At 71.8% G+C, this 25,575-nt stretch carries 24 protein-coding genes; 14 read left to right on the top strand and 10 right to left on the bottom strand.

Annotated features, from left to right (window positions below):
• Positions 1-12: 12 nt before the first annotated feature.
• Positions 13-789, bottom strand: a complete 777-nt coding sequence (locus AC0OO9_RS29930) for a lysophospholipid acyltransferase family protein (RefSeq protein WP_484514086.1) — start codon at positions 787-789, stop codon at positions 13-15.
• A gap of 173 nt (positions 790-962) precedes the next feature.
• On the opposite strand from AC0OO9_RS29930, the gene AC0OO9_RS29935 reads away from it, so the two are divergent.
• Complete coding sequence (locus tag AC0OO9_RS29935; RefSeq protein ID WP_484514087.1) at positions 963-2,378, top strand: cytochrome ubiquinol oxidase subunit I; 1,416 nt, start codon at positions 963-965, stop codon at positions 2,376-2,378.
• Between the two features lie 15 nt (positions 2,379-2,393).
• A complete protein-coding gene (cydB, locus tag AC0OO9_RS29940; protein WP_484514088.1) occupies positions 2,394-3,392 on the top strand; it encodes a cytochrome d ubiquinol oxidase subunit II in 999 nt (332 codons plus the stop codon).
• Positions 3,393-3,555: 163 nt separating this feature from the next.
• On the opposite strand, the gene AC0OO9_RS29945 is transcribed toward cydB, so the two are convergent.
• The gene (locus AC0OO9_RS29945) at positions 3,556-4,401 is read right to left on the bottom strand and encodes an alpha/beta fold hydrolase (RefSeq protein ID WP_484514090.1); all 846 of its coding nucleotides are present in this window, start codon (positions 4,399-4,401) and stop codon (positions 3,556-3,558) included.
• A gap of 112 nt (positions 4,402-4,513) precedes the next feature.
• Here AC0OO9_RS29945 and AC0OO9_RS29950 point away from each other — a divergent pair, with 112 nt between their 5' ends.
• On the top strand, positions 4,514-5,062 hold the full coding sequence (locus AC0OO9_RS29950) for a TetR/AcrR family transcriptional regulator (RefSeq protein WP_484514092.1): 549 nt from the start codon (positions 4,514-4,516) through the stop codon (positions 5,060-5,062).
• 47 nt (positions 5,063-5,109) lie between these two features.
• On the opposite strand, the gene AC0OO9_RS29955 is transcribed toward AC0OO9_RS29950, so the two are convergent.
• Entirely contained in the window at positions 5,110-5,718 is a 609-nt protein-coding gene (locus AC0OO9_RS29955; protein ID WP_132237648.1) for a TetR/AcrR family transcriptional regulator, read from the bottom strand.
• A gap of 54 nt (positions 5,719-5,772) precedes the next feature.
• On the opposite strand from AC0OO9_RS29955, the gene AC0OO9_RS29960 reads away from it, so the two are divergent.
• Positions 5,773-6,537, top strand: a complete 765-nt coding sequence (locus AC0OO9_RS29960; protein WP_484514094.1) for an SDR family oxidoreductase — start codon at positions 5,773-5,775, stop codon at positions 6,535-6,537.
• A 130-nt stretch (positions 6,538-6,667) separates the two neighbouring features.
• On the opposite strand, the gene AC0OO9_RS29965 is transcribed toward AC0OO9_RS29960, so the two are convergent.
• The gene (locus tag AC0OO9_RS29965; protein WP_132237650.1) at positions 6,668-7,357 is read right to left on the bottom strand and encodes a hypothetical protein; all 690 of its coding nucleotides are present in this window, start codon (positions 7,355-7,357) and stop codon (positions 6,668-6,670) included.
• A 72-nt stretch (positions 7,358-7,429) separates the two neighbouring features.
• Entirely contained in the window at positions 7,430-7,891 is a 462-nt protein-coding gene (locus AC0OO9_RS29970; RefSeq protein ID WP_132237652.1) for a peroxiredoxin, read from the bottom strand.
• A 118-nt stretch (positions 7,892-8,009) separates the two neighbouring features.
• Here AC0OO9_RS29970 and AC0OO9_RS29975 point away from each other — a divergent pair, with 118 nt between their 5' ends.
• The 7 genes from AC0OO9_RS29975 to AC0OO9_RS30005 all read left to right on the top strand — a co-directional run bounded on the left by AC0OO9_RS29975 (position 8,010) and on the right by AC0OO9_RS30005 (position 17,237).
• A complete protein-coding gene (locus tag AC0OO9_RS29975; RefSeq protein ID WP_484514097.1) occupies positions 8,010-8,738 on the top strand; it encodes an SDR family oxidoreductase in 729 nt (242 codons plus the stop codon).
• 40 nt (positions 8,739-8,778) lie between these two features.
• On the top strand, positions 8,779-10,119 hold the full coding sequence (locus AC0OO9_RS29980) for an SWIM zinc finger family protein (RefSeq protein ID WP_484514099.1): 1,341 nt from the start codon (positions 8,779-8,781) through the stop codon (positions 10,117-10,119).
• Complete coding sequence (locus AC0OO9_RS29985) at positions 10,116-12,755, top strand: hypothetical protein (RefSeq protein ID WP_484514100.1); 2,640 nt, start codon at positions 10,116-10,118, stop codon at positions 12,753-12,755. Before AC0OO9_RS29980 ends, AC0OO9_RS29985 begins: the two co-directional genes overlap by 4 nt.
• A 93-nt stretch (positions 12,756-12,848) precedes the next feature.
• Entirely contained in the window at positions 12,849-13,298 is a 450-nt protein-coding gene (locus tag AC0OO9_RS29990; protein WP_484514102.1) for a helix-turn-helix transcriptional regulator, read from the top strand.
• 5 nt (positions 13,299-13,303) lie between these two features.
• Positions 13,304-13,714: a VOC family protein gene (locus AC0OO9_RS29995; RefSeq protein WP_151456728.1), complete on the top strand. Its 411-nt coding sequence runs from the start codon at positions 13,304-13,306 to the stop codon at positions 13,712-13,714.
• An 82-nt stretch (positions 13,715-13,796) separates the two neighbouring features.
• Complete coding sequence (locus AC0OO9_RS30000) at positions 13,797-16,184, top strand: ATP-binding cassette domain-containing protein (RefSeq protein WP_484514104.1); 2,388 nt, start codon at positions 13,797-13,799, stop codon at positions 16,182-16,184.
• 159 nt (positions 16,185-16,343) lie between these two features.
• Positions 16,344-17,237 (top strand): alpha/beta fold hydrolase, encoded by an 894-nt coding sequence (locus AC0OO9_RS30005; protein WP_484514106.1) that lies wholly within the window; start codon positions 16,344-16,346, stop codon positions 17,235-17,237.
• Between the two features lie 51 nt (positions 17,238-17,288).
• Here AC0OO9_RS30005 and AC0OO9_RS30010 read toward each other — a convergent pair whose 3' ends face one another.
• On the bottom strand, positions 17,289-17,882 hold the full coding sequence (locus AC0OO9_RS30010; protein WP_484514107.1) for an AAA family ATPase: 594 nt from the start codon (positions 17,880-17,882) through the stop codon (positions 17,289-17,291).
• Between the two features lie 57 nt (positions 17,883-17,939).
• Between AC0OO9_RS30010 and AC0OO9_RS30015 the strand changes: the two genes are divergently transcribed.
• Positions 17,940-18,950 (top strand): tyrosine-type recombinase/integrase, encoded by a 1,011-nt coding sequence (locus tag AC0OO9_RS30015; protein WP_484514109.1) that lies wholly within the window; start codon positions 17,940-17,942, stop codon positions 18,948-18,950.
• A gap of 185 nt (positions 18,951-19,135) precedes the next feature.
• On the opposite strand, the gene AC0OO9_RS30020 is transcribed toward AC0OO9_RS30015, so the two are convergent.
• Positions 19,136-20,002: a bifunctional 5,10-methylenetetrahydrofolate dehydrogenase/5,10-methenyltetrahydrofolate cyclohydrolase gene (locus tag AC0OO9_RS30020; RefSeq protein WP_421449855.1), complete on the bottom strand. Its 867-nt coding sequence runs from the start codon at positions 20,000-20,002 to the stop codon at positions 19,136-19,138.
• A gap of 241 nt (positions 20,003-20,243) precedes the next feature.
• Between AC0OO9_RS30020 and AC0OO9_RS30025 the strand changes: the two genes are divergently transcribed.
• Entirely contained in the window at positions 20,244-21,398 is a 1,155-nt protein-coding gene (locus tag AC0OO9_RS30025; RefSeq protein ID WP_484514112.1) for a carboxylate-amine ligase, read from the top strand.
• Between the two features lie 32 nt (positions 21,399-21,430).
• On the opposite strand, the gene AC0OO9_RS30030 is transcribed toward AC0OO9_RS30025, so the two are convergent.
• Positions 21,431-23,011 carry an NAD(P)-binding domain-containing protein gene (locus AC0OO9_RS30030; RefSeq protein WP_484514113.1) on the bottom strand — a complete coding sequence of 527 codons (1,581 nt, stop codon included), beginning with the start codon at positions 23,009-23,011 and terminating at the stop codon, positions 21,431-21,433.
• A gap of 103 nt (positions 23,012-23,114) precedes the next feature.
• Entirely contained in the window at positions 23,115-23,894 is a 780-nt protein-coding gene (locus tag AC0OO9_RS30035; RefSeq protein ID WP_484514115.1) for an endonuclease/exonuclease/phosphatase family protein, read from the bottom strand.
• 198 nt (positions 23,895-24,092) lie between these two features.
• Between AC0OO9_RS30035 and AC0OO9_RS30040 the strand changes: the two genes are divergently transcribed.
• Positions 24,093-24,866 (top strand): sulfite exporter TauE/SafE family protein, encoded by a 774-nt coding sequence (locus AC0OO9_RS30040; protein ID WP_484518089.1) that lies wholly within the window; start codon positions 24,093-24,095, stop codon positions 24,864-24,866.
• 31 nt (positions 24,867-24,897) lie between these two features.
• On the opposite strand, the gene AC0OO9_RS30045 is transcribed toward AC0OO9_RS30040, so the two are convergent.
• Positions 24,898-25,509 carry a malonic semialdehyde reductase gene (locus AC0OO9_RS30045; protein WP_484514116.1) on the bottom strand — a complete coding sequence of 204 codons (612 nt, stop codon included), beginning with the start codon at positions 25,507-25,509 and terminating at the stop codon, positions 24,898-24,900.
• Positions 25,510-25,575: the final 66 nt, after the last annotated feature.

Genomic DNA, 25,575 nt, shown 5'->3' on the forward strand with positions numbered 1-25,575 from the left:
CCACGCCGGGGATCAGGTCCTTCCGGAGCGCTGGGAGCGGCTGGTGTCGATCGGGCGACCCGGGTCGACGTGGCGGGGCCTGTCGGGCTCGTCGGGCCGCAACGGCACCAGCGAATCGGTGATGGCGCCGATGATCCGGTCGGTGGCGCGCAGGGCGGCGCCCGGGGTTTCCGGCGTCAGGTCGGCGAGGTCCACCGGGTCGCCGAAGTGCACCCGCACGACCGGACGGCGCAGCAGGGAACGGGCGATCCCGCGCAGCAGCCCCTTCGGGGCGCGGTAGGGCACCACCTCGTGGCAGCCCCACTGGGCGACCGGGACGACCGGCGCCCCGCAGGCCAGGGCGAGTCGGGCGGTGCCGGTCTTGCCGCGTTCGGGCCACATGCCGGGGTCCAGGCCGATGCGGCCCTCCGGATAGACCAGGATCACCGAGCCGGCGGCGACCGCCGTGGCGGCCTCGTCGAGGGCCCGGCCGACGGCGGCGGTGCCCCGGTCGACGCGCAGGTGCCCGGCGTGGCGCATCAGGGCGCCGATGACGGGGGTGCGGAACAGCCCGCCGGTGGCCATGATCCGGGGGGCGACGCCCCGGGCGCGGCAGGCGGCGGCGAGCACGACGGGGTCGAACGGGCTGATGTGGTTGGCGGCCAGGATCAGCGGGCCCCGGCGCAGGGCCTCGGGCACGTCGCCGCTGACCTCCAGGCGGGCCAGGAGCGCGACGACGACGCGGGCGAACAGCTGCGCGGCACGCCAGAACAGGGGCGGCTGCCAGGTCGGTGGGCGGATGGTGTCCATCAGCGCGCATGGTCGCACGCGCGGGCCACCCCGCGGAGCGCCGGGGCCGTCCGGCAGAGGTGATCAGGGTCATTGGTCCCGGGCCGCTTCGGGACCCCCGCCCCTGCCGATTCTTCTACGACGCGCAGTAGTATTTACTACGTCTCGTAGTATGCACAGCCTGGGGGTTACTGGTGGACGCGTTGGACGTCGCCCGCTGGCAGTTCGGTGTCACCACCGTCTACCACTTTCTCTTCGTGCCGCTGACCATCGGCCTGTCCGTGCTGGTGGCGATCCTCCAGACGATGTGGCACCGCACCGGCGACGAGAAGTACCTCAAGCTCACCAAGTTCTACGGCAAGCTCTTCCTCATCAACTTCGCCATGGGCGTGGTGACCGGCATCGTGCAGGAGTTCCAGTTCGGCATGAACTGGAGCGACTACTCCCGCTTCGTCGGCGACATCTTCGGCGCCCCCCTGGCGATCGAGGCGCTGGTCGCCTTCTTCCTGGAATCCACCTTCATCGGCCTGTGGATCTTCGGCTGGGACCGGCTGCCCAAGCGGCTGCACCTGGCCGCCATCTGGGCCGCCGCGATCGGCAGCAACCTCAGCGCGTACTTCATCCTCGCGGCGAACTCGTTCATGCAGAACCCGGTCGGCTACCGGATCAACCCCGACACCGGCCGCGCCGAACTCACCGACTTCGTGGCCGTGCTGACCAACAAGGTCGCCATGATCACCTTCCCGCACACCATCGCCGGCGCGTTCCTGGTGGCCGGCTCGCTGCTGGTCGCCGTCGCCATGTGGCACCTGGTGCGCAACCGCGACTCCGCCGACACCCCCGCCTACCGCTTCGCCGCGAAGTTCGGCTCCTGGGTCACCCTGGTCTCCGCCGCCGCCGTCGCCATCACCGGCGACATCCAGGGCAAGATCATGACCGAGGTGCAGCCGATGAAGATGGCCGCCGCCGAGGGCCTCTACACCACCGAGAGCCCCGCCTCGTTCTCCGTACTCACCGTCGGCAGCCTCGACGGCAGCCGCGAACTGTTCGCCCTCAAGATCCCACACCTGCTGTCCTGGCTCGGCACCGGCGACCCCAACGGCACCGTGCACGGCATCAACGACCTGCAGGCCCAGTACGCCGCCCAGTACGGCGCCGGCAGCTACACCCCGATCATCCCGGTCACCTACTGGAGCTTCCGCTTCATGATCGGCTTCGGGATGGCCGCCGCCGCCATCGCCCTGCTGGTGCTCTGGAGCCAACGCAAGGGCCGCACCCCCACCAGCAAGTGGCTGCTGCGCGCCGGCCTGGTCATGCCCCTGCTGCCGCTCGCGGCGAACTCCTTCGGCTGGATCTTCACCGAGATGGGCCGCCAGCCGTGGATCGTCTTCGGCGAGATGCTCACCCGCGACGGCGTCTCCCGCAGCGTCTCGCTCACCGAGGTGCTCACCTCCTTCACCGCCTTCACCCTCATCTACGCCACCCTCGCCGTCGTCGAGGTCAAACTGCTGCTGCGCTACGCCAAGGCCGGCGTACCCGACCTCACCCCCGACCCCGACATCGACGACACCCACGACGACGCCGAGCGCCCGCTCGCGTTCGCCTACTGATCACCGGAGACAACCGTGGAACTCACCACCATCTGGTTCCTGCTCGTCGCGGTCCTGTTCACCGGCTACTTCATCCTCGAGGGCTTCGACTTCGGCGTCGGCATGCTGCTGCCCGTACTCGGTCGCGACGACCGGGAACGCCGCGTCCTGATCAACACCATCGGCCCCGTCTGGGACGGCAACGAGGTCTGGCTCATCACCGCCGGCGGCGCCATGTTCGCCGCGTTCCCCGAGTGGTACGCCACCCTGTTCTCCGGCTTCTACCTGCCGCTGCTGCTGATCCTGCTCGCCCTGATCATCCGCGGCGTCGCCTTCGAGTACCGCCACAAGCGCCCCGAGGCGTCCTGGAAACGCCGCTGGGACACCGCCATCTTCGTCGGCTCGGTGGTGCCGGCGATCCTGTGGGGCGTGGCGTTCGCCAACATCCTGCGCGGCGTGCCGCTCGACGCCGAGCACGAGTACGTCGGCGGCCTGCTCGACCTGCTCCACCCGTACGCCCTGCTCGGCGGCGCGACCACCGCGGCGCTGTTCCTCACCCACGGCGCCGTGTTCATCGCCCTCAAGACCGTCGGTGAGGTCCGCGAGCGCGCCGCCGCCCTCGCGGTACGCGTGGGCGTGGCCGCCGCCGTGCTCGCGGTGGCGTTCCTGACCTGGACGCTGACCATCCGCTCCAGCACCGCCGCCGTCGTGCTCGCCGTCGGCGCGGCCCTCGCCCTGCTCGGTGGTCTCGCCGCCGCCCGGGTGCGCCGGGAGGGCTGGGCGTTCACCGGCACCGCCGTGGCCATCGCGCTGGCCGTGGCGACGCTCTTCGCGGCGCTCTTCCCGAACGTGCTGCCCTCCACGCTCGACGCGGCCGGGACGCTGACCGCCACCAACGCCGCCTCCACCCCCTACACCCTGAAGATCATGACCTGGGTGGCGGTGGTGTTCACCCCGATCGTGCTGGCCTACCAGGGCTGGACGTACTGGGTGTTCCGCAAGCGCATCGGGGTGGCCCACATCCCGCGGCACTGACCCGCCCACGGCGGGTGGCCGCGGGTCCCGCCGCCACCCGCACCGGCCGCGGGGTCGACGCGGCCCTCCTCCCGCGTCGACCCCGCGGCCGCGTCGCGTCACCGGGGCCCGGAGCCGAGGACGCCGGCCACCCGCGAGGGCCTCCGCTCACCGCGGCACCGGGCTACGGCTGACGCGCCCCGGCGATCGCGTGGATCCTGTCCGCCAGCGGGCCGTACAGGTGGCGGGGAATCTCGTGCCCCATCGCCGGGTACACGACCAGGCGGGCACCGCGGATCGCTGAGGCGATGTCCCGGCTCGCTCGCGGGCGGATGAGTGGGTCGTCCTCGCCGTGCACCACGAGCACGGGCATGTCCAGTCCGCGCAGTGGGGTTCTCAGGTTGCCGGTCGTGCGCCCCGCGGCGAACTGGCGCTGCATCGCGGCGTTGTCCAGGCCGCCGCGGTCAGCGGCGGTAGCCGCAGCACGCCGCGTCCACTCCGCCTCGAAGGGATGGTGCGGTGACGACATCGCCCGGATGACATCCATCTGCGCCTGGATCTGGCCCTCACGGTCGGGCGAGTGGCGCCTGGTCATCAGCTTGGCCAAGGTGCCGAAGCGCAGGACGCGCAGGGTGTTCCAGGCTCCGCCGAGGCCACCGCTCATGATGCAGGTCAGGCTCCTGACCCGCCGCGGCGCCGTGATCGCGACGACCTGAGCGATGGCCGAGCCGAGCGAAGCGCCGGCGACGTGGGCCGACTCCCAGCCCAGGGCGTCCATGACAGCCAGGGCATCGGAGGCCATGTCCTGCGCGGTGTACCTGGTCCCGGCGCATCGTGAGGACAGACCGCTGTCGCGGTTGTCGAACCGGACCACGTGGAAGCCCCGCTCGGCGAGCTGCTCGCAGAAGTCTTCCGGCCACCACACCATCTGGAACGACAGGCCGATGATCAGCAGCAGTGGCTCGCCGTCGGGCCGCCCGAACTCCTCGTACGCGATGCTGACGTCTCCGCTGCGTGCTGTCCTGATCATTCGCCCGCCCTCCGTTTTGCAATACACTTGACATGCTAACAGCGTGAGGCGCCGTTGCAATGCACCCGCATTGCAACGGTTGACAGGGGGAGGGCGCGGCTTGCCGAAGAGGGTGGATGTCGATGAGCGGCGGCGGGCGTTCGCGGAGGCCGTGTTCCGTGTGGTCGAGACAAGCGGTAGCGAAGCGGTGAGCCTGCGCGACGTCGCCGCCGAGGCCGGTGTCTCGATGGGGATGGTGCAGCACTATTTCCGCACGAAGGACGAGATGCTCATGTTCGCCCTCGAGCACCTGGGCGAGCGGGTCAGCCGTCGCCTGGAGGATCGGCTCGCGGCACTACCGGACCCCACGCCCAAGGAGGTGGTTCGGGCGATGCTTGCCGAGGTGCTGCCGTCGACGAAGGCGTCCCGGCAGGAGGCGGCCGTCTCGATCGCCTTCTTCAACCGTGCTGTCGTGACTCCGGCGTACGCACAGGCGCTACGCGAAAGCTACCGCCGCGTTCTGGCCCTGGTGGCGGCCCGGTTGCCGGCCGGCCGACAGGATGAGGCGACAGTGCTGTTCTGGCTCACCCAGGGACTGCTCGGGCCGGTGCTGATCGGCCACTACACCGCCGATGAGGCGCTGGCGCTGCTCGACGCGCAGGTGGATCGCGCATTCGCGTGACAACGCGCCCAGCCCGCTCGCGTGTGCGGATCTGGCGGTAGCCGAGATCAGCGCGACGCCGACCGGGGCGTGATGTCGCCGAAGACTGCCGCGAGCGCCTTCGCGATCAGGTCGGGCAGATCGGTACGCCCGTCGTCCTTCGCCCACCGCACCAGCGCGGTGTGCATGGCGGCCAGGCAGGCGCTGGCCGCCGCCGCGGCGTGGAAGGCCGTGTCCGGATCGGCGGCCTCGTCCCCGAGGCCGTCCACGATGGCTTGTTGAAGCACGTAGTGGTTGTCCAGGTGTCGGGCGCGCAGGGCGGGCGTCGAGATCATCAGCCGCAGGCGGGCCAGCAGGAGCCGGTCGTCGCCGGCGGTCAGCGTCCGCGCCGAGTCGACGAGCGCGCTGCCGATGCGGCGCACCAGGGGCTGCCCGGCCGGCGTCGCGGCGATCCGTTCGGCGACCAGCGGGCCGTTCTGATCGACCAGCACGAGGTCCTCCTTCGTCGGGAAGTGCCGGTACACCGTCATCGCAGACACGCCCGCGGCCGCTGCGACGTCGTTCACGGTCGTGCCGTCGTACCCGCGCTCGACGAACAACCGCACCGCGTGCGCCTGGATCACGCGCTGCGTCTCGGCCCGTCGTTGCTCCCGCAGTGTCGAGTGCCGCTCCCTCATGTGGTAGACACTATCGCACTGATAGTCACTACCAAGTCGGGAGTAGCTAACATCATGGGTGATCTGATCGGCAGGACAGCCCTGGTGACCGGCGCGTCACGCGGCATAGGCCAGGCGATCGCGATCCGGCTCGCAGCGCGGGGAGCGGTCGTCATCGCGCACTTCGGCACGGACTCCGACGGCGCGACGGCGACTGTCGACCAGATCGTGCGCGATGGTGGAACGGCGTACGCCGTCGGCGCGGAACTGGGCGTGGACGCGGATGTCGAGACGCTGTTCGCGGATGTCGAGGCCAGCCTGGCCGGGCGACCACTCGACATCCTCGTCAACAACGCGGCAGCGCCACCCGCAGGCCCGCTCGGCGCCACGACACGAGCAGCCTTCGACCATCTGTTCGCGGTCAACGTACGGGCGCCGTACTTCATCATCGAGCGAGCGTTGCCCCTGCTGCGCGACGGCGGCCGGATCATCACGATCTCGTCCGTGGCGGCCCGGATGGCCAACGCCACCCAGACGTCGTTCGCCATGACCAAGGGCGCGGTCGAGACGATGACCCTGACGTTGGCCAACCAGCTCGGCGCCAGGGGCATCACCGTGAACGCGGTCGCGCCCGGCGCCACCCGGACCGCGACCAACGGGCCGGTCTTCGAGACACCGGGCCTGGCCGAACTGATCACCGCGATGACGGCACTCGACCGGCTCGGCGAGCCCGGCGACGTCGCCGACGTGGTCGCGTTCCTCGCCTCCGACGCCGCACGCTGGGTCACCGGGCAGGTCATCGACGCCAGTGGCGGACTGTTCCTGGGCCCGCGCGCCTGACCACCCCAAGGCGCCCGTCAGCCAGCCCGACCTCACCGCCACCGGGCGCGTCGGCAGGCTCGTCGACCACCACACCCGCCAGCGCCGGCGGGGCGAGCGGCACCGCCACCCACCCCGCCGGCCGCCCGCGTCAGTGCGCCTCGCGCAGCTCCGCCAGGCGCGCCTCGATCTCCGCCAGCTCCGCGCGCAGCTTCTCCGCCTGCTGCTCCGCCTCGGCCCGCTCGGCCGCCATGATCTGCTCCACCGCCTCGTGCACCCCCGGCACGTCGACCAGCGCCACCATCCGCAGCGCCTCCGCCGGCTTCACCACGTACGGCTTCGCCAGGGACTTGCTGCCCTGCTGCGCCGCGACCGTCCACTCGCCGTCGGCGTACGCCAGCGTCACCGTCAGCCCCGCCGGCCCCTTCGGCTTCACGGCCTTCACCGCCTTGCGCGCCGGGGCGGGCTTCGCCTCCGTCGTCTCCACCTTCGGCTCCTCCCGCCGCTGCTGCGGCACCCGGTCCAACACGAACTCCGGCTCCGCCGGCGCCGCCGGCTCGGGCTCCGGCGTCTCCGGCTGCGGCTCGGCCGCCTTGCGCCCGGCGCCGCGCGGGGCCACCGCCACGTCGGCGGGGGAGAAGGGCAACTCGTCGCGACCGAACCGGACCACCACGAACTCGTCCGACACGGCCGGGTCGGTCAGCTCCACCACCTGACCCACCTGCCCGGCGATCTGACCCGCCGAGGCGGTGAACACCACCTTCGGCTTGCGGCCCGCCGCCAGCGCCTCCCGGATGCTCTGCACCTCGTCAGTGGACAAACCCTGGCCAGCAGCACCCATCAGCAACCTCTTCCCCTCGTACACCTGTTCAGATGCCTGCCTTGATACCAGCCCACGCCGACAAGCGGAAGATCAACCCCCCAGCGCCCGCAACGCCGCGTCCGCGTGGTCGTTCATGTTCAGCTCACTGTGGACCACCTCCACGATCCGCCGGTCGGTGCCGATCACGAACGTCATCCGCCGCGTGCTCAGCGCACCCAACGGCAGCCGCCGCCGCACCCCGAACAGGTCGGCGACCGTGCCGTCCACGTCCGACAGCAGGGGATAGTCGAACCCGTGCCGGCGGGAGAACTCCGCCTGCTTCGCCACCGGATCGCGGCTGATGCCCACCCGCGTCGCGCCCACCGCCGCGAACTCCGCCGCCAGGTCGCGGAAGTGGCAGCTCTCCGCCGTGCACCCCCGCGTCAACGCCGCCGGATAGAAGAACAACACCACCGGACCGGTGGCCAGGAACTCCGACAGCCGCCGCGGCGTACCCGTCTCGTCGGGCAACTCGAAGTCCCGCACCACGTCGCCGACACCCACACCCGCCACCGCACACCTCCACGTCACCGTCCACCGACGCGCCCGAGCCTATGCGCCCACCCACCGGCCCGCCCCACGCCGCCCGCCGGTAGCGTCGGCCCCGCAGCCACGACAGGGGGAGAGGCACATGCGACCGGTCACCGTCATCACCGGCGGCAGCCGCGGCATCGGCGCCGCCACCGCCCGCCGCCTCGCCCACGCCGGGCACCACGTCGCCTTCAGCTACCGCCGCGACCACACCGCCGCCACCGCCGTGCTCGCCGACATCGAAGCCACCGGCGTACGCGGCCTCGCCGTACCCGCCGACACCCGCGACCCCGAGCAGGTCACCGCCCTGTTCGACGCCGCCGCCGACCTCGGCCCGCTCACCGGCCTGGTCAACAACGCCGGCGTCACCAGCCCCATCGGCGCGTTCGTCGACCTCGACCCAGCCGACCTGCGCCACGTCGTCGACGTCAACCTCATCGGCTACGTCCTCTGCGCCCAGCAGGCCGCCCGCCGCATGGGCGCCGGCGCCGCCATCGTCAACGTCTCCTCCGTCGCCGCCACCCTCGGCAGCCCCGGCGAATACGTCCACTACGCCGCCGTCAAGGCCGCCACCGACACCCTCACCACCGGCCTCGCCAAGGAACTCGCCCCCCGCGGCATCCGCGTCAACGCCGTCGCCCCCGGCATCATCCGCACCGACATCCACGCCCTCTCCGGCCAACCCGACCGACCCGAGCGGGCCGCCGCCCGCATCCCACTGGGCCGCCCCGGCGAACCCGACGAGGTCGCTGGCGCCATCGCCTGGCTGCTCGGCCCCGACGCCACCTACACCACCGGCACCGTCCTACGCGTCGCTGGCGGCCTCTGACCCCGCTTCCTGTCGGTGGCCTGCACTACCGTCCGCCGACGTGAGCGCAACGCAGACGTACCGGTACCTCGGATCCTCCACCCTCGCCCGCGACGGCCTCGGCCTGCAGACCAGCGGCGGACCCGCACCCCACCCCCGGTTCTTCACCGGGTTCCTCACCACCCCCCAGCCGGCGGCCGCCGGCCTGCTCGCCGTCGCCGAGGTCGCCCGCACCCGCTACCACCGGCCCGTCAGCCCCGCCAGCCTCGACCCGGTGGTCACCGGCAGCCGCGACCGGCTGCGGTTCGAATCCTTCTCCGGCTGCTGCGGCGTCTACGCCCGCCTCGACACCCTGCCCGCCGGCCTCGACGGCGACGTGATCGAGCACGGCACCACCAACGTCGACGTCAACAACCCACTGCGCGAGGCACTGGCCCGCGTCGGCGGCCTCGACCCGCTGCACCTGACCGTCGGTCCCGACGACCTGACCGTCGCCACCATGGACGGCCCGATCGTCGAGAAGAAGGTCCCCCTGCCGGCGCGCTGGCTGCGCGGCTTCGCCGAGGTGCAGATCCTGTCGGCCACCTTCGAACCCCGCGCCGAGATCCCCGCCACCGAGGCGGCCACGTTCCTGCGCCGACTCCCCACCACCAGCGACCGCTCGGTCCTCTGGGCGGTGCCCGCCGGCCGGTCCCTGCGACTGACCTCCCGACCCGTCCCCGGCGCCGTCTGCCTGGCCGGAGCGAGCCGACTGACCGCCCTGCGCGCCATGCTGCGCTTCGCCCAGACCCTGCGCGTGTACGGACCGACAGTCGCCACCGGCTCGGCACCCGTACCGAGCACCTGGGAACTGGACACCGGCGCCCTGCGCCTCTCCCTCACCCTCTCACCCGAGCCGTACCGCGGATTCTCCGGCGAGGGCGCCGCCCTCACCGCACTCGCCGGCGACGACGTGGTCGACGACGCCAACCTCGTCGCCGCCGTACTCTCCTGGGATCCCACCATCGACGTCGACCGGCTGGCCACCGACACCGCCCTCGACCCGGCCCGCGTCCGGGCCGCCCTCGCCCAACTCGGCACCGCCGGCCGCGTCGGCTACGACGTCGCCGAAGCCGCCTACTTCCACCGGGCCATGCCCTACGACGCGGGCCGCGCCGAACGCGACAACCCCCGCCTCGTCGGTGCCCGGGCGCTGCGCGACGCCGGCGCCGTCCACCTCGACACGGCCACCACCGCCACCGTCCACAGCGGCGACCACGTCTACCGGGTCCGCCAACTGCCCGGCGGCGACCTCACCTGCACCTGCCCCTGGTGGGCCAAGCACCGCGGCCAACGGGGACCCTGCCGGCACGCGCTGGCCACCCGGATGTCGAGCGCCGAGCGGGCGGAGGAGCGGGTGTGAGACACGCACAGCAGGCGTTCCTCAAGAGCACGGCACGGCGACAACGGGAACTGGCCGCCGGCGGCACCAGCGACCTGTTCGACCTCATCCAGAACAGCTCCGCCGGGCAGATCGCGGCGGCCCTGGCCGACCTGCCGGAACAGCGCCGCCGGGAGATCGGCGGCGACCTGACGACCTGGTTCAAGCAGCGGCACCGCACCACCTGGTGGACCGCAGGCTCCGGCACCGCCCTGGCCGTCGCCGTCGTCGGCTGCCTACCCACCGCCGCGCAGGCCGCGACGATCCTCGCCCGCAACACGGTCAACCCCCACGGCGAACGCGCCGCCGCCCTGATGACCAAGGTCGCCGAGGACCGCGGCATCACCTGGCTCGGCGACCTCGCGCACCGACTGGCCACGAAGGTCAACCAGCAGACCGGCATCGAACACTGGCGTTTCCTCACCGCGCTGCTACGCGCCACGGCAACCACACCACCAGCCAACGACCGGTTCGTCGAACTGTGGCTGGACTCGTTACAACTGCCGCAGCGGGGACACGCCGGCCCACCGGCACCCCTGACCGCACGGCTACGCGACGACCCGTTCCTCCACGCCATGCTGCCCCGCCTGTTCGAGATCGACGGCCTCGGCACCCGCATGACGTTCGACGAGGTCACCACGACCTCGCCCGAACGACGACGGCACATCCTGCCGACCTCGCTGGCCCGCCTCGCCGCCGACGGCACCATCGACCGGACGTTCCTGATCGACGCCAGCATCGGCCGGCTCCTGCGCGGCGACCGGACGGCCGCCCTGCGCGCCTTCACCATCCTGCTCGCCGAACTCGAACCCACCACCGCCGAGGTCGCCACCCGCGCCACCGACTACCTCCGCCTGCTCGCCGACGCACCGGCCCCAGCCGCCACCATCGCGCAGAAGGCCCTACGGGACCTGCCCGACCTCGAGATCGACACCATCCTCGACACCTCCCGGGACGTGCTGCTGCGACCGGACAAGGCACTCGTCAAAGCCCAGCTCACCTGGCTCGACCGCCTGGCCCGCCACCACCGCGACCGGGCGGCCGGGATCGCCGAGGTCATCGCCGTCGCCGCCGAACACCCTGCCGTCGAACTACGCGACCGCGCCCACACCCTGGCCACCCGCCACGGACACGACCCGACGGCGGAGCGCACCGGCCCGGCGCACGCCCGACCGCGCGGCGACGACCTGCCCCCACCCGCCCCACCCGCACCGGCGCCCACCCCCATCACCGACGTCGACGAACTCGCCGAAGAGGTCGCCGCGCTGCTCGGCACCCAGTCGCAGGGCACACCGCTGGACCGCATCCTCGACGCACTCGTGCGGCTCACCACGACCGACGACACCCGGGTGCACGCCGCCCTCGCCCCCGTCATCGAGCGCCGCCACTGGTCCTGGGACAACGAACACCGCCACGACCCCCTCTGCCTGTGCAAGCTGGTCGTCGACCTGCTCAGCACCGACCAGCAGGCCCGACGACACCGCCGCTGGGAGACACTGCTCACCGCCGTACGCCGCACCCCCGCACCACCACCGCTCACCACCGACCCCCGGGTGCCCCCACCGCACCGGCTGATCCGCGCCCGCCTCGCCGAGATCGGCGCGCACCTCGCCGAGCCGGGACACCCCGGCCTGCTCGCCACCCCCACCCACGCCAACGGCGCCCTCGACCCGCTCGCCCTGATCGAGCGCCTCGCGGCCCTCGGCGACCGCCCGGCCTGGCACTGGGACCTCACCCAGGCCCTACTGCGCCTACCCGCCGACACCGACGAGGCGGTCGCCGGCAAGGCCGCGGCACTGGGCACCCCGGCGGGGGAGCGGCTCGCCACCTGGCTGCGCGCCGGCGGACTACCACAACCCGTCACACGCGCCGTCACCGTCACCCGACGCCCCCGCCGCAACGGCTACGACTGGGAGCACGACCAGCTACCGCCCAAGCGCATCCTCGTCGAGCTGCGCCCACCCGACGGACACGACGACCCGTACGGACTGCTGACCGTCGACCCCGCACCGATCGGTGTCGAGCACTCCGCCTGGGCGAACCTGCTGCCGTCGACCCTGCCGGGGCACCGGGCAGTGGTCGCCGCGTACGCCCTGCCGATCGTCGCCGCCACCGCGGACATGGACCAACGCGACGGCACGACCATGCTGCCGCTGCTCGCCGAAGCCACCGGCCCCGGCGGACCGGCCCTCGACCTCGCCCTGGCCTACGGCCTCGCGGCCCGCCACGGCACCGACCGGATCGCCGCCCTCGACGCCCTGCTCGCCCTCGCCGCAGCCGGGCAACTCGACGCCACCGCGACGGGCGGACACCTAGGCCGACTCGTCGCCGGGCACCTGGTGAAGCTGTCCAGGGCACTCGAACCACTACGCGACGCCGCCCAGGCCGGAGCGCCCCTGACCGTGTGGCGGCTGATCGCCGCCGCACTGCCGTCGGCACTCGCCGCGCCCCAGCCCCCGCGCGGCCTGCCGGACCTGCTGAGCCTCGCCGCCGAGACGGCCGGCACGACCGGCGCCCGCATCGACGTGCCCGGCCTCGCCGACGTCGCCGACCGGGGCGGATCCAGCCGCCTCGTCACCGAGGCCCGACGCCTGCACCGCGCACTCGACACGATATGACCCGGCCTCGACACGATATGACCCGGCACACTGGCGGCGACAGGCCGCCGGCCCTGCTGGGCAACCCCGACGCCACGTGGCACGATCGCGCAGGTGACCAGCAGAGACGCCGCCGACCAGCACCTACGCGACCTCGCCCGGCTGCGCCGCGTCCGCGACCGCATCGACCGCGAGTACGCACAGCCCCTGGACGTCGAGGCGCTGGCCCGCGGCGCGAACATGTCAGCCGGACACCTCAGCCGCCAGTTCCGCCAGGCGTACGGCGAGTCCCCGTACGCCTACCTCATGACCCGGCGCATCGAACGCGCCATGGCGCTGCTGCGCCGTGGCGACCTCAGCGTCACCGAAGTCTGTTTCGCCGTCGGCTGCTCCTCGCTGGGCACCTTCAGCACCCGCTTCACCGAACTGGTCGGCGTGCCGCCGAGCACCTACCGCGCCCGGACAGCCCACGCGACGGCGGAGATGCCCGCGTGCATCGCCAAACAGGTGACCAGACCGATCAGGAATCGAGAAGCACGGCCCACCCAGCCACAACTAGCGTGACCGCCATGGACATCACCATTCACTACGCCTTCCTCCCGCACACCGACGCCGACGCCGCCCTCACCTTCTACCGCGACACCCTCGGCTTCGAGGTCCGCAACGACGTCGGCTACGACGGCATGCGCTGGCTCACCGTCGGCCCCGCCAACCAGCCCGGCACGTCCATCGTCCTACACCCGCCGGCCGCCGAACCCGGCATCACCGACGACGAACGCCGCACCATCCTCGAACTCATCGCCAAGGGCAGCTACGGCGCCATCACCCTGGCCACCGACGACCTCGACGGCCTCTTCGAGCGGCTGCAGGCCTCCGGCGCCGACGTCGTCCAGGAACCCACCGCCCAGCCCTACGGCGTGCGCGACTGCGCCTTCCGCGACCCCACGGGCAACCTGATCCGCATCAACGAGCTGCACTGAACCCTCCGGCGCACCCAGACACCCAGGAAACCCTCGACGCGGGGACCGCGACGGCGGCCCCCGCGCAGCAGATGGAGACACGATGAGCACCGCCACGGGGACGGACACCCAGGCACCCACCCACATCGCCGACAGCCACGACCTGATCCGCGTGCAGGGCGCCCGCGTGAACAACCTCAAGGACGTCAGCGTCGACATCCCGAAACGCCGCCTCACGGTCTTCACCGGCGTCTCCGGCTCGGGCAAGAGCTCACTGGTGTTCGGCACCATCGCCGCCGAGTCACAGCGGATGATCAACGAAACCTACAGCGCCTTCCTCCAGGGCTTCATGCCGTCGCTCACCCGACCGGACGTCGACCTGCTCGACGGCCTGACCACGGCGATCATCGTCGACCAGGAACGCATGGGCGCCAACCCCCGCTCCACCGTCGGCACCGCCACCGACGCCAACGCCATGCTGCGCATCCTGTTCAGCCGCCTCGGCCAACCCCACATCGGCTCGCCCAACGCGTACTCCTTCAACATCCCCACCGTGCGCGCCAGCGGTGCGATCACCGTCGAGCGCGGCACCAAGACCAAGGCCGAGAAGGCGACGTTCCACCGCCTCGGCGGCATGTGCCCCCGCTGCGAGGGCATGGGCACCGTCAACGACATCGACCTGACCGCCCTCTACGACGCCGGCAAGTCACTCAACGAGGGCGCCCTCACCATCCCCGGCTACAGCATGGACGGCTGGTACGGGCGCATCTTCCGCGGCTGCGGCTACTTCGACCCCGACAAGCCGATCAGCAAGTTCACGAAGAAGGAACTGCACGACCTGCTCCACCGGGAACCCACCAAGATCAAGATCGACGGCATCAACCTGACGTACGTCGGCATCATCCCGCAGATCCAGAAGTCCTTCCTCGCCAAGGACGTCGACGCCCTCCAGCCCCACATCCGGGCCTTCGTCGAGCGGGCCGTGACCTTCCAGACCTGCCCGAGCTGCGACGGCACCCGACTCAGCCCCGAAGCCCGCGCATCGAAGATCAACGGCAAGAGCATCGCCGACGTCTGCGCCATGCAGATCAGCGACCTGGCCGAGTGGGTCCGCGACCTCGACGAACCCTCGGTCGCCCCCCTGCTCAAGGGGCTGCAACACCTCCTCGACTCGTTCACGCAGATCGGCCTCGGCTACCTCTCACTCGACCGCCCCTCCGGCACCCTGTCCGGGGGAGAGGCACAACGCACCAAGATGATCCGCCACCTCGGCTCGTCCCTCACCGACGTCACCTACGTCTTCGACGAGCCCACCATCGGCCTGCACCCGCACGACATCGAGCGGATGAACAACCTGCTGCGGCAACTACGCGACAAGGGCAACACCGTGCTCGTCGTCGAACACAAACCCGAGACCATCATGATCGCCGACCACGTCGTCGACCTCGGCCCCGGCGCCGGCACACACGGCGGCACGATCTGCTTCGAAGGCACCGTCGAAGGACTGCGGGACAGCGACACCGTCACCGGCCGCCACCTCGACGACCGCGCCGCCGTCAAGAAGACCGTACGCACGCCCACCGCCACCCTCGAGGTCCGCGGCGCGACCGCGCACAACCTGCGCGACGTCGACGTCGACATCCCACTCGGCGTCCTCTGCGCCGTCACCGGCGTCGCCGGCTCCGGCAAGAGCTCACTGATCCACGGCTCCGTCGCCGGCCGCGACGGCGTCGTCGTCATCGACCAGGGCGCGATCCGCGGCTCCCGACGCAGCAACCCGGCGACCTACACCGGCCTGCTCGACCCCATCCGCAAGGCGTTCGCGAAGGCCAACGGCGTCAAGCCGGCACTGTTCAGCGCCAACTCCGAAGGCGCCTGCCCCACCTGCAACGGCGCCGGCGTCATCTACACCGACCTGGGCGTCATGGCGACCGTCGAGACCACCTGCGAGGAATGCGGCGGCAAGCGGTTCCAGGCGGCCGTCCTGGAATACACGCTGGGCGGCCGGAACATCGCCGAGGTGCTCGCCATGCCCGTCGCCGAGGCCGAGGAGTTCTTCGGCGCCGGCGAGGCGCGCATCCCCGCCGCCCACGCCATCCTGAACCGACTCGCCGACGTCGGACTGGGCTACCTCAGCCTCGGCCAACCCCTCACCACCCTCTCCGGCGGCGAACGGCAGCGCCTCAAGCTCGCCACCCACATGGCCGAGAAGGGCGGCGTCTACGTCCTCGACGAGCCGACCACCGGCCTGCACCTCGCCGACGTCGAACAACTGCTCGCCCTGCTCGACCGGCTCGTCGAATCCGGCAAGTCGGTCATCGTCATCGAGCACCACCAGGCGGTCATGGCACACGCCGACTGGATCATCGACCTCGGCCCCGGCGCCGGCCACGACGGCGGCCGGATCGTCTTCGAGGGCACCCCCGCCGACCTCGTCGCCAAGCGGTCCACCCTCACCGGCGAACACCTCGCCGCCTACGTCGGCGCCTGACGAGGCCACCGGCGGGCACCGGTCCGGCGGGCGCTCCCGCGCTGCGCCGGGCCGGGCCCACCAACCGCGCCGGTGCGAACGCTCTCGCCTTCGTGGCGGCGGGGGAGCAGCGCCCGGTGGGCCAGGATCCGGCCGGTCGGCATGCGTACGCTCGCGTCCATGCCCACCGCGATGATCGAGATGGACGACGGTGCACAGCTGCGCACCTGGACCACCGGCTCGCCGGAGCACGCCGACATCCCCTTGGTCGTCCTGCACGGGGGGCCGGGACTGCCGGACTATCTCGGCCCGGTCGCTGCCCTGGTCGAAGACCTGTGCCTGGTCCACCGCTACGACCAGCGAGGCACAGGCGGATCGGCCTGGGCGGGGGAGCACACGATCGCCCGCCACGTCCGGGACCTGGCGCTGTTGCTCGACGCGTGGGGACACGACCGGGCCGTTCTGGTGGGGCACTCGTTCGGGACCAACATGGCCGGCTACTTCACGCTGGCGCATCCCGAGCGCGTGGCGGGATCGATACAGATCGCCGGGCCCTTCCTGGACCCCTGGCGGGACGCCTACCGGACGGCGCAGCGGGCACGACGCACCGACGAGCAGCAGGACAGGCTCGACGAACTCGAAGCGGTCACCTCGCGCACCGACGCCGAAGAGATCGAGTACCTCACCCTGGCGTGGTTCACCGACCACGCCGACCGGGCTCGGGCGTGGGACTGGGCACTGGCATCGGCCCGCGCGCTGCGACCCGTCAACTACGCGATGAACAGCCAGCTCAACGCCGCGAAGAGGGCGGACCCGCTCGAATCGCACGTGGATGAGCTCTGTGAGCGCCTTCCCGCCGGCACCGTGATCATCGGTGGGGCAGACGACAGCCGTCCCGCCGAGGCCCTGCGACGACTCGGCACACGCCTGGGATGCGAGGTCGTCCTCATCCCGGACGCGGGCCACCATCCCTGGCTGGAGGCGCCGGAACAGTTCACCGCGGCGTTCCGCGCTGCGGTGACGAGAGCGTGCTTGACGAATCACCGGGACGACGACGAAGGCGCGGCGCCGTAGGCCCTCGAAACCGCAGGCACGCCGCTGTCTTCAGTGATTCGATAATGTACATTATGTCAAGTAAGCCGGATCGGGCCCTCCCTCGGCCCGGTCCGGCGGCAGGTCGGCGAGGCGCCGCAGGTGCGCCTCCACCAGCGCGACCCGCGCCCGCACCGGCGCGGGCGGCACCGGAATCAGGCGGTGCCCGTGCGCCCGGTAGACCTCCTCGTGCACGCGGGCGAACGCCAGCGACTCGGCGTAGCCGATCCGGCGGGCGGCACTCGGCGTCACGAAGCCCAGCGGCTCGACCAGGAACACCTGCCGCTGGTACGCGCCGTCGCGCAGCACCCGCCGCACCTCCTCGGTGAGCACGCGCCCCGGCGGTCGCCCCAGATACCGTGCGAGGGCCAACGTGCACAGCGGCGACCGGTCGTGGACCTGCACCGACCCGTACTCCCCGGGCGCCTCGCGGCGCTCCCGCTGGAGCCGCGCGACGGCGGCAACGAAGCCGGCCTCGCGCCACGGTTCGGCGACGCCCCGCCCCTGCTGGGCCGCGATGACGTCGGTGGCCGCCTCGGCGACGACGTCCCACCCGCGTCGGCGCAGCGCGTCGGCGAGTGTCGTCTTGCCCGCCCCCGGTGCACCCGTCAGTACGTACCGTCGCACGCTTCTCCCCTCTCCCGCTGTTGCCGGCGAACCCGAAAATGCTGCATAATATCCCTTATGCATGACAAACAGGACGAATCGGTACAGCGGCTCATCGAGGAGTTCCTGACGGCCCGCGCGACCCGCAAGCCCTCCCCCCACACGCTGCAGGCGTACCGGCGGGACCTGCGCGCCGTCGCCGAACTGGCGGCCGAGGAGGCCACCCCTCCCCTCCCCCTCGACGCGCTGCCCGTCGGCGCCCTCACCGCCCGCGTCATGCGTGCGGCATTCGCCCGGTTCGCCGCTCCCCGCGCGGCCGCGTCGGTGCACCGGGCGTGGTCCACCTGGAACAGTTTCTTCTCCTTCCTGGTCGCCGACGGGGTGGTCGCCGGCAACCCGATGCCGGCGGTCGGTCGTCCCCGGGCGCCTCTCCCCCAGCCCAAACCGCTGCGCGGCGCGGACACCCCCGAGCAGCTGCTCGCCTCGGTGGCCCGGCAGGAGGGCAGGCAGCGCGACCCGTGGCCGGAGCGCGACCTGGCGGTGCTGGCGTTGGCGCTCTGCGCGGGGCTGCGGCTGTCGGAGCTGCTGGCGCTGCGGGTGGGGTCGTTGACGGGCCGTGCGGGCGAGCGGCGGGTCGACGTGGCCGGCAAGGGTGGGCGGCCGAGGGTGGTGCCGATCGAGCCGGAGCTGGACGGGGTGCTGGTGGGCTACCTGGACAGCCGGGTGCGGCGGTTCGGGTCGCGTACGGTGCGGCCGGACGCGCCGCTGCTGGTGGACCGTCGGGGTGAGCCGCTGCGCCGGGGCGGGCTGCAGTACCTGGTGGAGTCCTGCTACCGGCGGGCGGGCATCACCGACCGGGTGCCGCGTGGGGCGCGGTTGCACGCGTTGCGGCACACCTTCGCGACGCGGTTGGCCGAGGACGGGGCGAGCGCGGCGGAGATCATGCGGTTGCTGGGTCACGCGTCGTTGGCGTCGTCGCAGACGTACATCGAGGTGACGGCCGGGCAGCAGCGCGCCGCGGTGCGGTCCAACCGTACCAATCGGGCGTTGGCGGGGTTGGTGGCGGCGGAGCGCTACGGGCGGTCGTGAGGCGGGGCCCGGCGTTTCGCGGCCGGTGGGCCGGTCGGAAGCCGGGCCGGCGGGTCCGACGGCCGACGCCTCCGGCGGCGCCCTCGGCAAGGTGATCAGCCTGCCCTGCCGGGGGTCTTCCGGCGGGCCTGGTGTGGCCGGCGTGGGTCCGGGCGTCGAGGTCGTCGACGCCCGGACCGGGGTGCTCAGGCGTGGCCGGTGGCGCGGCGGGCGGCGTCGAGGGCGTTGCGGAAGAGCATGGCGACGGTGGTGGGGCCGACTCCGCCGACGCGGGGGGTGATGGCGCCGGCGACGTCGGCGCAGGTTTCGGCGACGTCGGGCAGGAGGCGTCGGCCTTCGTAGCGGACGCCGCCGCCGATGACGACGGCGCCGGGGCGGACGTGTTCGGGTTGGATGATGCCGGGGACGCCGGCGGCGGCGATGAGGATGTCGGCGCGTCGGGTGTGGGTGGCCCAGTCGGGGACGCCGGTGTGCACGACGGTGACGGCGGCGTTGGCGGTGGGTCGTTTCTGGGTGAGCAGCAGGGCGAGGGGGCGGCCGAGGGTGGCGCCGCGGCCGAGGATGACGACGTCGCGGCCGGCGACGGGGATGTCGTGGAAGGCGAGCAGGGCTTCGATGCCGGCGGGTGTGCAGGGCAGGGGGCCGGGCAGGCCGAGGGCGAGGCGTCCCATGTTGAGGGGGTGCATGCCGTCGACGTCGAGGTCGGGGTCCATGGTCTGCAGGGCGCGGTCGTAGTCGAGGTGTGCGGGGATGGGGTGCTGGATGAGCAGGCCGTGCACGTCGGGTGCGGTGTTGAAGTCGGCGATGGCGTGGTGCAGGTCGGCCTGGGTGGCGGTGGCGGGCAGGTGTACGTGGGGTGAGGCGAAGCCGAGTTCGCTGGCCTGGCGTTGCTTGATGCGGATGTAGCCGGCGCTGGCGTCGTCGTCGCCGACGAGGATGGTGGCGAGGCCGGGGGTGGTGCCTGCGGCGCGTAGGGCGGTGACGCCGGCGGCGACGTCGGTGAGGATGTGGTCGGCGACGGGGGTGCCGGGCAGGAGTCGGGCGGTGGGCATGGTGCTCCTCTGCCGGCGGGGCCCAGGCGGTCGACCTCCGCGCGTGGAGCTCCCCGATGGTTTGGTGCCCATCCTCTGGCCGCCAGTCGCGTCTGGGGTCAGCTTGCCACAGGGGGTCGGGTGTGGTGTGTCCCGGTGGGTGGCTGTGGCGTCGGCGTACTGACTGTGGGTGTCCCGTTGGTCACTGGTTCGGGCTACCCTGTCGGCCTGTCCGTGTCGGGCGCTCGCCCGGGTGTCGTGAGTGGAGGCCGTGGTGCCGGTGCTGGTCGGCGGGGATGGTGTGGTGTCGGGTCCGCGGTTGGGGGTGGAGGAGGAGTTCCTGCTGGTGGATCCGGTGAGTCGGGGTGTGGTGCCGGGTGCGGGGGCGGTGGTGGATCGGGCGGTGGCGCGGTTGGGTTCGCGGGTGTCGGGTGAGATCACGACGTTGCACGTGGAGACGAGGACGGATCCGACGGCGTCGGTGCGGGGGTTGTTGGAGCAGTTGGTGGAGGCTCGTCGGGTGGTGGCGGAGTGCGCGGCGGTCGACGGGTTGCGGATCGTGGCGACCGGTACGCCGGTGTTGCCGGGTGCGACGTCGCCGCCGGTGACGCGGGGGCCGCGGCAGGATCGGGGTACGGCGACGTTCCGGGGGTTGCACGACGAGTTGGCGATCTGTGCGTTGCATGTGCACGTGGAGTTGCCGGATCGGGAGCGGGCGTTGCTGGTGAGCAATCATCTGCGGGCGTATCTGCCGTTGTTGATCGCGTTGACGGCGAATTCGCCGTACTGGGAGGGGCGGGATTCGGGTTATGCGGGTTGGCGGTCGATGATCTGGTCGCGGTGGCCGGTGGCGGGGCCGCCGCCGCGGTTCACGTCGGTGGCTCACTACGAGCGGGTGGTGGAGATGTTGTCGGCGGCGGGGGCGGTGGTGGATCCGGGGACGTTGTTCTGGGACATCCGGCCGTCGGTGACGCATCCGACGTTGGAGGTGCGGGTGTCGGACGTGCCGGTGTCGGCGCGGGAGTCGGCGTTGGTGGCGGCGTTGGTGCGGGCGTTGGTGGTGCGGGGGTTGGAGGCGGTGGATCGGGGTGATCACGGTCCGGAGGTTGCCGGTGAGTGGTTGCGGGCGGCGTACTGGCGGGCGGCGCGTGACGGGTTGGAGGGTTCGTTGCCGGAGGTTGGTTCGGGTCGGTTGCGTCCGGCGCGGGAGGTGTTGGGTGAGGTGGTCGCCTGGTTGGCGCCGGTGTTGCGGGCGTGTGGGGACGAGGATCTCGTGCGGGGCTGGTCGGAGCGGTTGTTGGCGGTGGGTGGTGGTGCGGTGCGGCAGCGGGCGGCGGCAGCTCGGCGGGGTCGGTTGACGGATGTGGTGGATTTTCTGGTGGCGCAGACGGTGGTGGACGAGTTGCAGCCGGCGTAGGTGGGTGGGTGGCCTGGGCTGCTTGGCCCGGGTCAGCGGTGGCGGTGCAGTTCGCGGGTGAAGTAGTCGCGCAGGGGTGCGACGTGGCGGTCGGGGCGGCGCCATTCGGCGAGCAGGTCTTCGAGCAGGTGGAGTTCGTCGACGAGGGTGTCGCCGTGGTAGCGGCGGATGACGGGGTGGATGAAGGCGCTTTCGGCGGCGCGGTCGGGTTGGGGGTGGCGTTCGATGGCGAAGACGTCGCCGTAGTCGTCGCGGCCCCAGCGGAGGCTGACGGTGTAGTAGTGCGGGTGGTCGTGGAAGCGGGCGCGGACGTGGTCTTCGGGCAGGTCGGTGTAGTGGCGTAGTTGGCCGTGGGGGTCGACGACGAGGGCGTCGCAGAGGAATTCGAACTGGGTCCAGAGGGCGGAGCTCCAGTTGACCCGGTCGAGGACGAGGGTGGTGAGGGTGTCGGGGTCGGGGTCGACGAGGGTGTGTGGCAGGGGTACGCCGTCGTAGCGTTCGCGGAGCAGGGCGGTGAGAGTGCGCAGGTTGTAGCGGAATCCGTCGATGAAGGCGGAGGAGGCCTTCTTGAGGTCGCGGTCCTGGGCGAGGGTGCCGGCGAAGTAGAGGCCGTCGATGTTGGTGGACTGCCAGTCGCCGGTGGTGGTGGGCATGCGGCCGTTGGGGATCATGTCGGGTCGGCAGGTGGGGTCGAAGGGGCTGGTGTCCATGGTGAAGCCGGTGCAGCGTAGGACGGTTTCGTAGTCCATGACGGCGGTTTCGCCGTCGGCGTGGGTGTAGGTGAGGTGCACCTGGTAGCGGTTGTCGACGGGGCGGATCTCGTCGATGACGCAGTCGAGTACGGAGTGCAGGGTCTTGAACTGGTAGCTGTCGAGGACGGCGCCGTGGTGGCCGCGGACGTCTCCGGGGTGTTTGGTGTTCCAGGCCAGGCGTAGTGGGCGTGGGCTGGCGAGGTGGATCATGGCGGCGTGGCCGAGGATCGCGGAGGCGGTTTCGAAGGCGGAGTTGCCCTTGCCGAGGATGAGGACGCGTTGGCCGGCGTAGTGGGCGGGGTCGGTGTGCATGTCCTCGTAGCCGGTGGCGTGTTCGATGCCGCGGATGTCGGGGATGTTGGGGCGGCCCCAGCCGGTGGCGACGATGAGGCAGTGGCAGTGCAGGACGCGCTCGGGGGTGTGGACGAGGAAGCCGTCGTCGAGGCGTTCGATCCGGTCGGCGGGGGTGTCGAAGCGTACGGCGAGTTGGTGGTAGCGCTGGAAGTCGGTGAGGTAGCGCACCATGTCGTCGGCGTGGGGGAAGTATTCGCTGCTGTACTTGGCGAAGGGCAGGTCGGCGGGTTCGTGCAGCAGTGAGTTCCAGTCCCAGCGCAGGCGGATCTCGGGGTCGGTGCTGGTGGTGTGGACCTTGTTGAGGGAGATGAGCCGGCGGTGGCGGGGGAAGTGGCGGAAGAATTCGGCGGGTGCGGGGGCGCGTTCGAGGGTGACGTAGTCGCAGCCGGCCTGTTGGAGGTAGTAGCTGAGTTGGATGCCGGCTGGTCCGGCTCCGATGATGACGTACCGGTGGTGTTCGGTGGTGGGGTCGTGGTGGCTCGTCGGGCCTGGGGTGGGTGCCGTCACGCCAGAGACCTTCGCCGATGTGGCGGGTTGGTGTCAACGCTGGGTGGGGTGACGGTGACGCGACCGCTGGTGAGGGGTGTGGTCTCCCCCGCCGGGTGTGCGGTCAGCCGAGGTCGACCAGGAGGGGGCGGTGGTCGGAGATGGTGGACAGGGGGGTGTGTACGGCGGTGACGGGTGGCAGCTGGTCGAGGCCGTGGCGGTCGGCGAGGATGTGGTCGAGTTGGACGCGGGGTTGCCCGGCGGGGTAGGTGGGGCGGCGGGCGAGGGGGTGCCAGCCGGTGAGGAGTCGGGCGGGGCCGGCGGGCAGGTTGAGGTCGCCGAGGAGGATGCGTGGGGCGGGCAGGGTGCGCAGGGCGCGGACGGTCTGGCGGAGTTGGTGGGCGTTCCAGCCGGGGACGAAGGACAGGTGGGTGGCGGCGACGGTGAGCCGTCCGTGTGGGGTGTCGAGGACGGCGGCGAGGACGACGCGGGGTTCGTCGCGCAGGAGGATGAGTCCGCCGCGGGGGCCGGGGACGTAGACGGGTGAGCGTACGGGGGCGGGGCGCAGTCGGGTGACCTGCCAGGTGTGGACGCGGTGGCGGGTGACGAGGCCGACGCCGTAGCAGGGTTCGCCGTGTCCGTCGTCGTCGTGGGTGAGGGGGCGGAACTGTTCGCCGGGGGTGCCGACGACGGCGGCGGCGAATCGGTGTTCGCCGGCGTCGAGGGCGCGGGCGGCGATGGCGGTGAGGTCGAGTCTGCCGCTGCGGCTCTGGTCGCGGTCGACTTCCTGTAGGGCGAGGACGTCGGCGTCGAGGGCGGTGACGGCGGCGGTGAGCCGGTCGGGGTCGACGAGTCCGTCGGCGAGGGATCGGCCGTGCAGCAGGTTGAAGGTGGCCAGGCGCACGTTTGCACCCTACGTGGCCGTGGGAGGGTTGCCGGGTGTTGAAGGTGTTGTTGTGCTCGATGCTGCTGTTCGTGGCCCTGGGTTCGGTGGGTGTGTGGCTGCGTCGGCGGCGGGGTCGGTGACCTGGGGTTCTGGTGAGGCTGGCCACAGGCGGCGTCGTGGGGTGGGTGGTGGTGGGCAGAATGGCGGCCCGTGGATGTGGATCCCCTGTCGTTGACGACCCTGCTCGCCGCGGCCGCGATGGCCGGTTGGATCGACGCCGTGGTGGGCGGTGGTGGTCTGCTCCTGTTGCCGGTGTTGATGGTGGCGGCGCCGGGGATGCCGGTGGCGTCGGCGTTGGCCACGAACAAGTTGACGGCGATCGCGGGTACGACGACGGCGGCGGTGACGTACGCGCGGCGTACGAAGATCGACTGGGGGGTGGCGGGGCCGGCGGCGGGGTTGGCGATGTGTTGCGCGGGGGTGGGTGCGGCGTTGGCGGGGGCGGTGCCGGCGTCGGCGTACCGGCCGGTGGTGCTGGTGGTGTTGGTGTCGGTGGCGGCGTTCGTGGTGTTGCGTCCGCGGTTGGGGGTGGTGGCGCAGCCGCATCGGCGTACGCGGGTGCGGGTGGGTGTGGCGGTCGTGGTGGCCGGGGTGGGTATCGCCCTGTACGACGGGCTGGTGGGTCCGGGTACGGGGACGTTCCTGGTGGTGGCGTTCACGGCGCTGGTGGGGGCGGACTTCGTGCACGGCTCGGCGATGGCGAAGGTCGTGAACGTGGGCACGAACCTGGGGGCGTTGGCGGTGTTCGCGGCGACGGGGCACGTGTGGTGGTTGCTGGGGGCGGCGATGGCCGTGTGCAACATCGCGGGGGCGGCGTTGGGGGCGCGGATGGCGTTGCGGCGTGGCTCGGGTTTCGTGCGGGTGGTGCTGTTGGTGGTGGTGCTGGCGTTGGTCGGCAAGTTGGGCTTCGACCAGTGGGTGGCGGCCTGACGGGTCGCCACCCACTGCTCGTGTCGGCGGGTCAGGCGTGGCGGACGACGTCGGTGTAGTCGAGGCGGGGCAGGCGGGGGAACCAGGCGTTCTCGCCGGGGCGGCCGACGTTGACCACGAGCAGGGTCTTCCAGGTGCTGTCGGCGAAGAACTCGCGGTCGACGGCGGCGGCGTCGAAGCCGGCCATGGGTCCGGCGGCGAGGCCGGCGGCGCGGACGGCGAGCAGGAAGTAGCCGATCTGGAGGGTGGCGTTGAAGCGGGCCATGCGCTCGCGGGCCTCGGGCTTGTCGGCGAGGTCGTCGCGCATCTGGGGCCGGATGGGGAAGACCTGCGGGATGAACTCGTGGAAGTCGGTGTCGGCGGCGAGTACGGCGACCATGGGGGCGCTGGCGGTCTTGGCCTTGTTGCCTTCGCTCATGTGCGCGACCAGGCGGGTGCGGGCCTCGCCGGGGCGCACGTAGAGGATGCGCAGGGGCTGGGTGTTGGCGGCGGTGGGCGGGAACTTGGCGAGTTCGAAGATCGCCTGGAGTTGTTCGTCGGTGACCGGCTCGTCGGTGAAGGTGTTGGCGGTGCGGGCGTCGGTGAACAGCAGCGCCTGGGCCTCGGGGTCCAGGTCGATCAGGGGCGAGTGGACGTCGGTCATCGGGGCGTCTCCATCGAATCGGCTGACTTGCTTCGGCTACGGTAGCAGCTAGCTTTTTACTAGTCC

It is taken from the genome of Micromonospora sp. USAFONa4, assembly GCF_057197825.1.

Excerpts from the sequence above, each read along its gene's own strand:
- AC0OO9_RS29930 (WP_484514086.1), bottom strand. The coding sequence starts at position 789 with ATGGACACCATCCGCCCACCGACCTGGCAGCCGCCCCTGTTCTGGCGT.
- AC0OO9_RS29945 (WP_484514090.1), bottom strand. The coding sequence starts at position 4,401 with ATGATCAGGACAGCACGCAGCGGAGACGTCAGCATCGCGTACGAGGAG.
- AC0OO9_RS29955 (WP_132237648.1), bottom strand. The coding sequence starts at position 5,718 with ATGAGGGAGCGGCACTCGACACTGCGGGAGCAACGACGGGCCGAGACG.
- AC0OO9_RS29960 (WP_484514094.1), top strand. The coding sequence starts at position 5,773 with ATGGGTGATCTGATCGGCAGGACAGCCCTGGTGACCGGCGCGTCACGC.
- AC0OO9_RS29965 (WP_132237650.1), bottom strand. The coding sequence starts at position 7,357 with ATGGGTGCTGCTGGCCAGGGTTTGTCCACTGACGAGGTGCAGAGCATC.
- AC0OO9_RS29975 (WP_484514097.1), top strand. The coding sequence starts at position 8,010 with ATGCGACCGGTCACCGTCATCACCGGCGGCAGCCGCGGCATCGGCGCC.
- AC0OO9_RS29995 (WP_151456728.1), top strand. The coding sequence starts at position 13,304 with ATGGACATCACCATTCACTACGCCTTCCTCCCGCACACCGACGCCGAC.
- AC0OO9_RS30000 (WP_484514104.1), top strand. The coding sequence starts at position 13,797 with ATGAGCACCGCCACGGGGACGGACACCCAGGCACCCACCCACATCGCC.
- AC0OO9_RS30005 (WP_484514106.1), top strand. The coding sequence starts at position 16,344 with ATGCCCACCGCGATGATCGAGATGGACGACGGTGCACAGCTGCGCACC.
- AC0OO9_RS30015 (WP_484514109.1), top strand. The coding sequence starts at position 17,940 with ATGCATGACAAACAGGACGAATCGGTACAGCGGCTCATCGAGGAGTTC.
- AC0OO9_RS30020 (WP_421449855.1), bottom strand. The coding sequence starts at position 20,002 with ATGCCCACCGCCCGACTCCTGCCCGGCACCCCCGTCGCCGACCACATC.
- AC0OO9_RS30045 (WP_484514116.1), bottom strand. The coding sequence starts at position 25,509 with ATGACCGACGTCCACTCGCCCCTGATCGACCTGGACCCCGAGGCCCAG.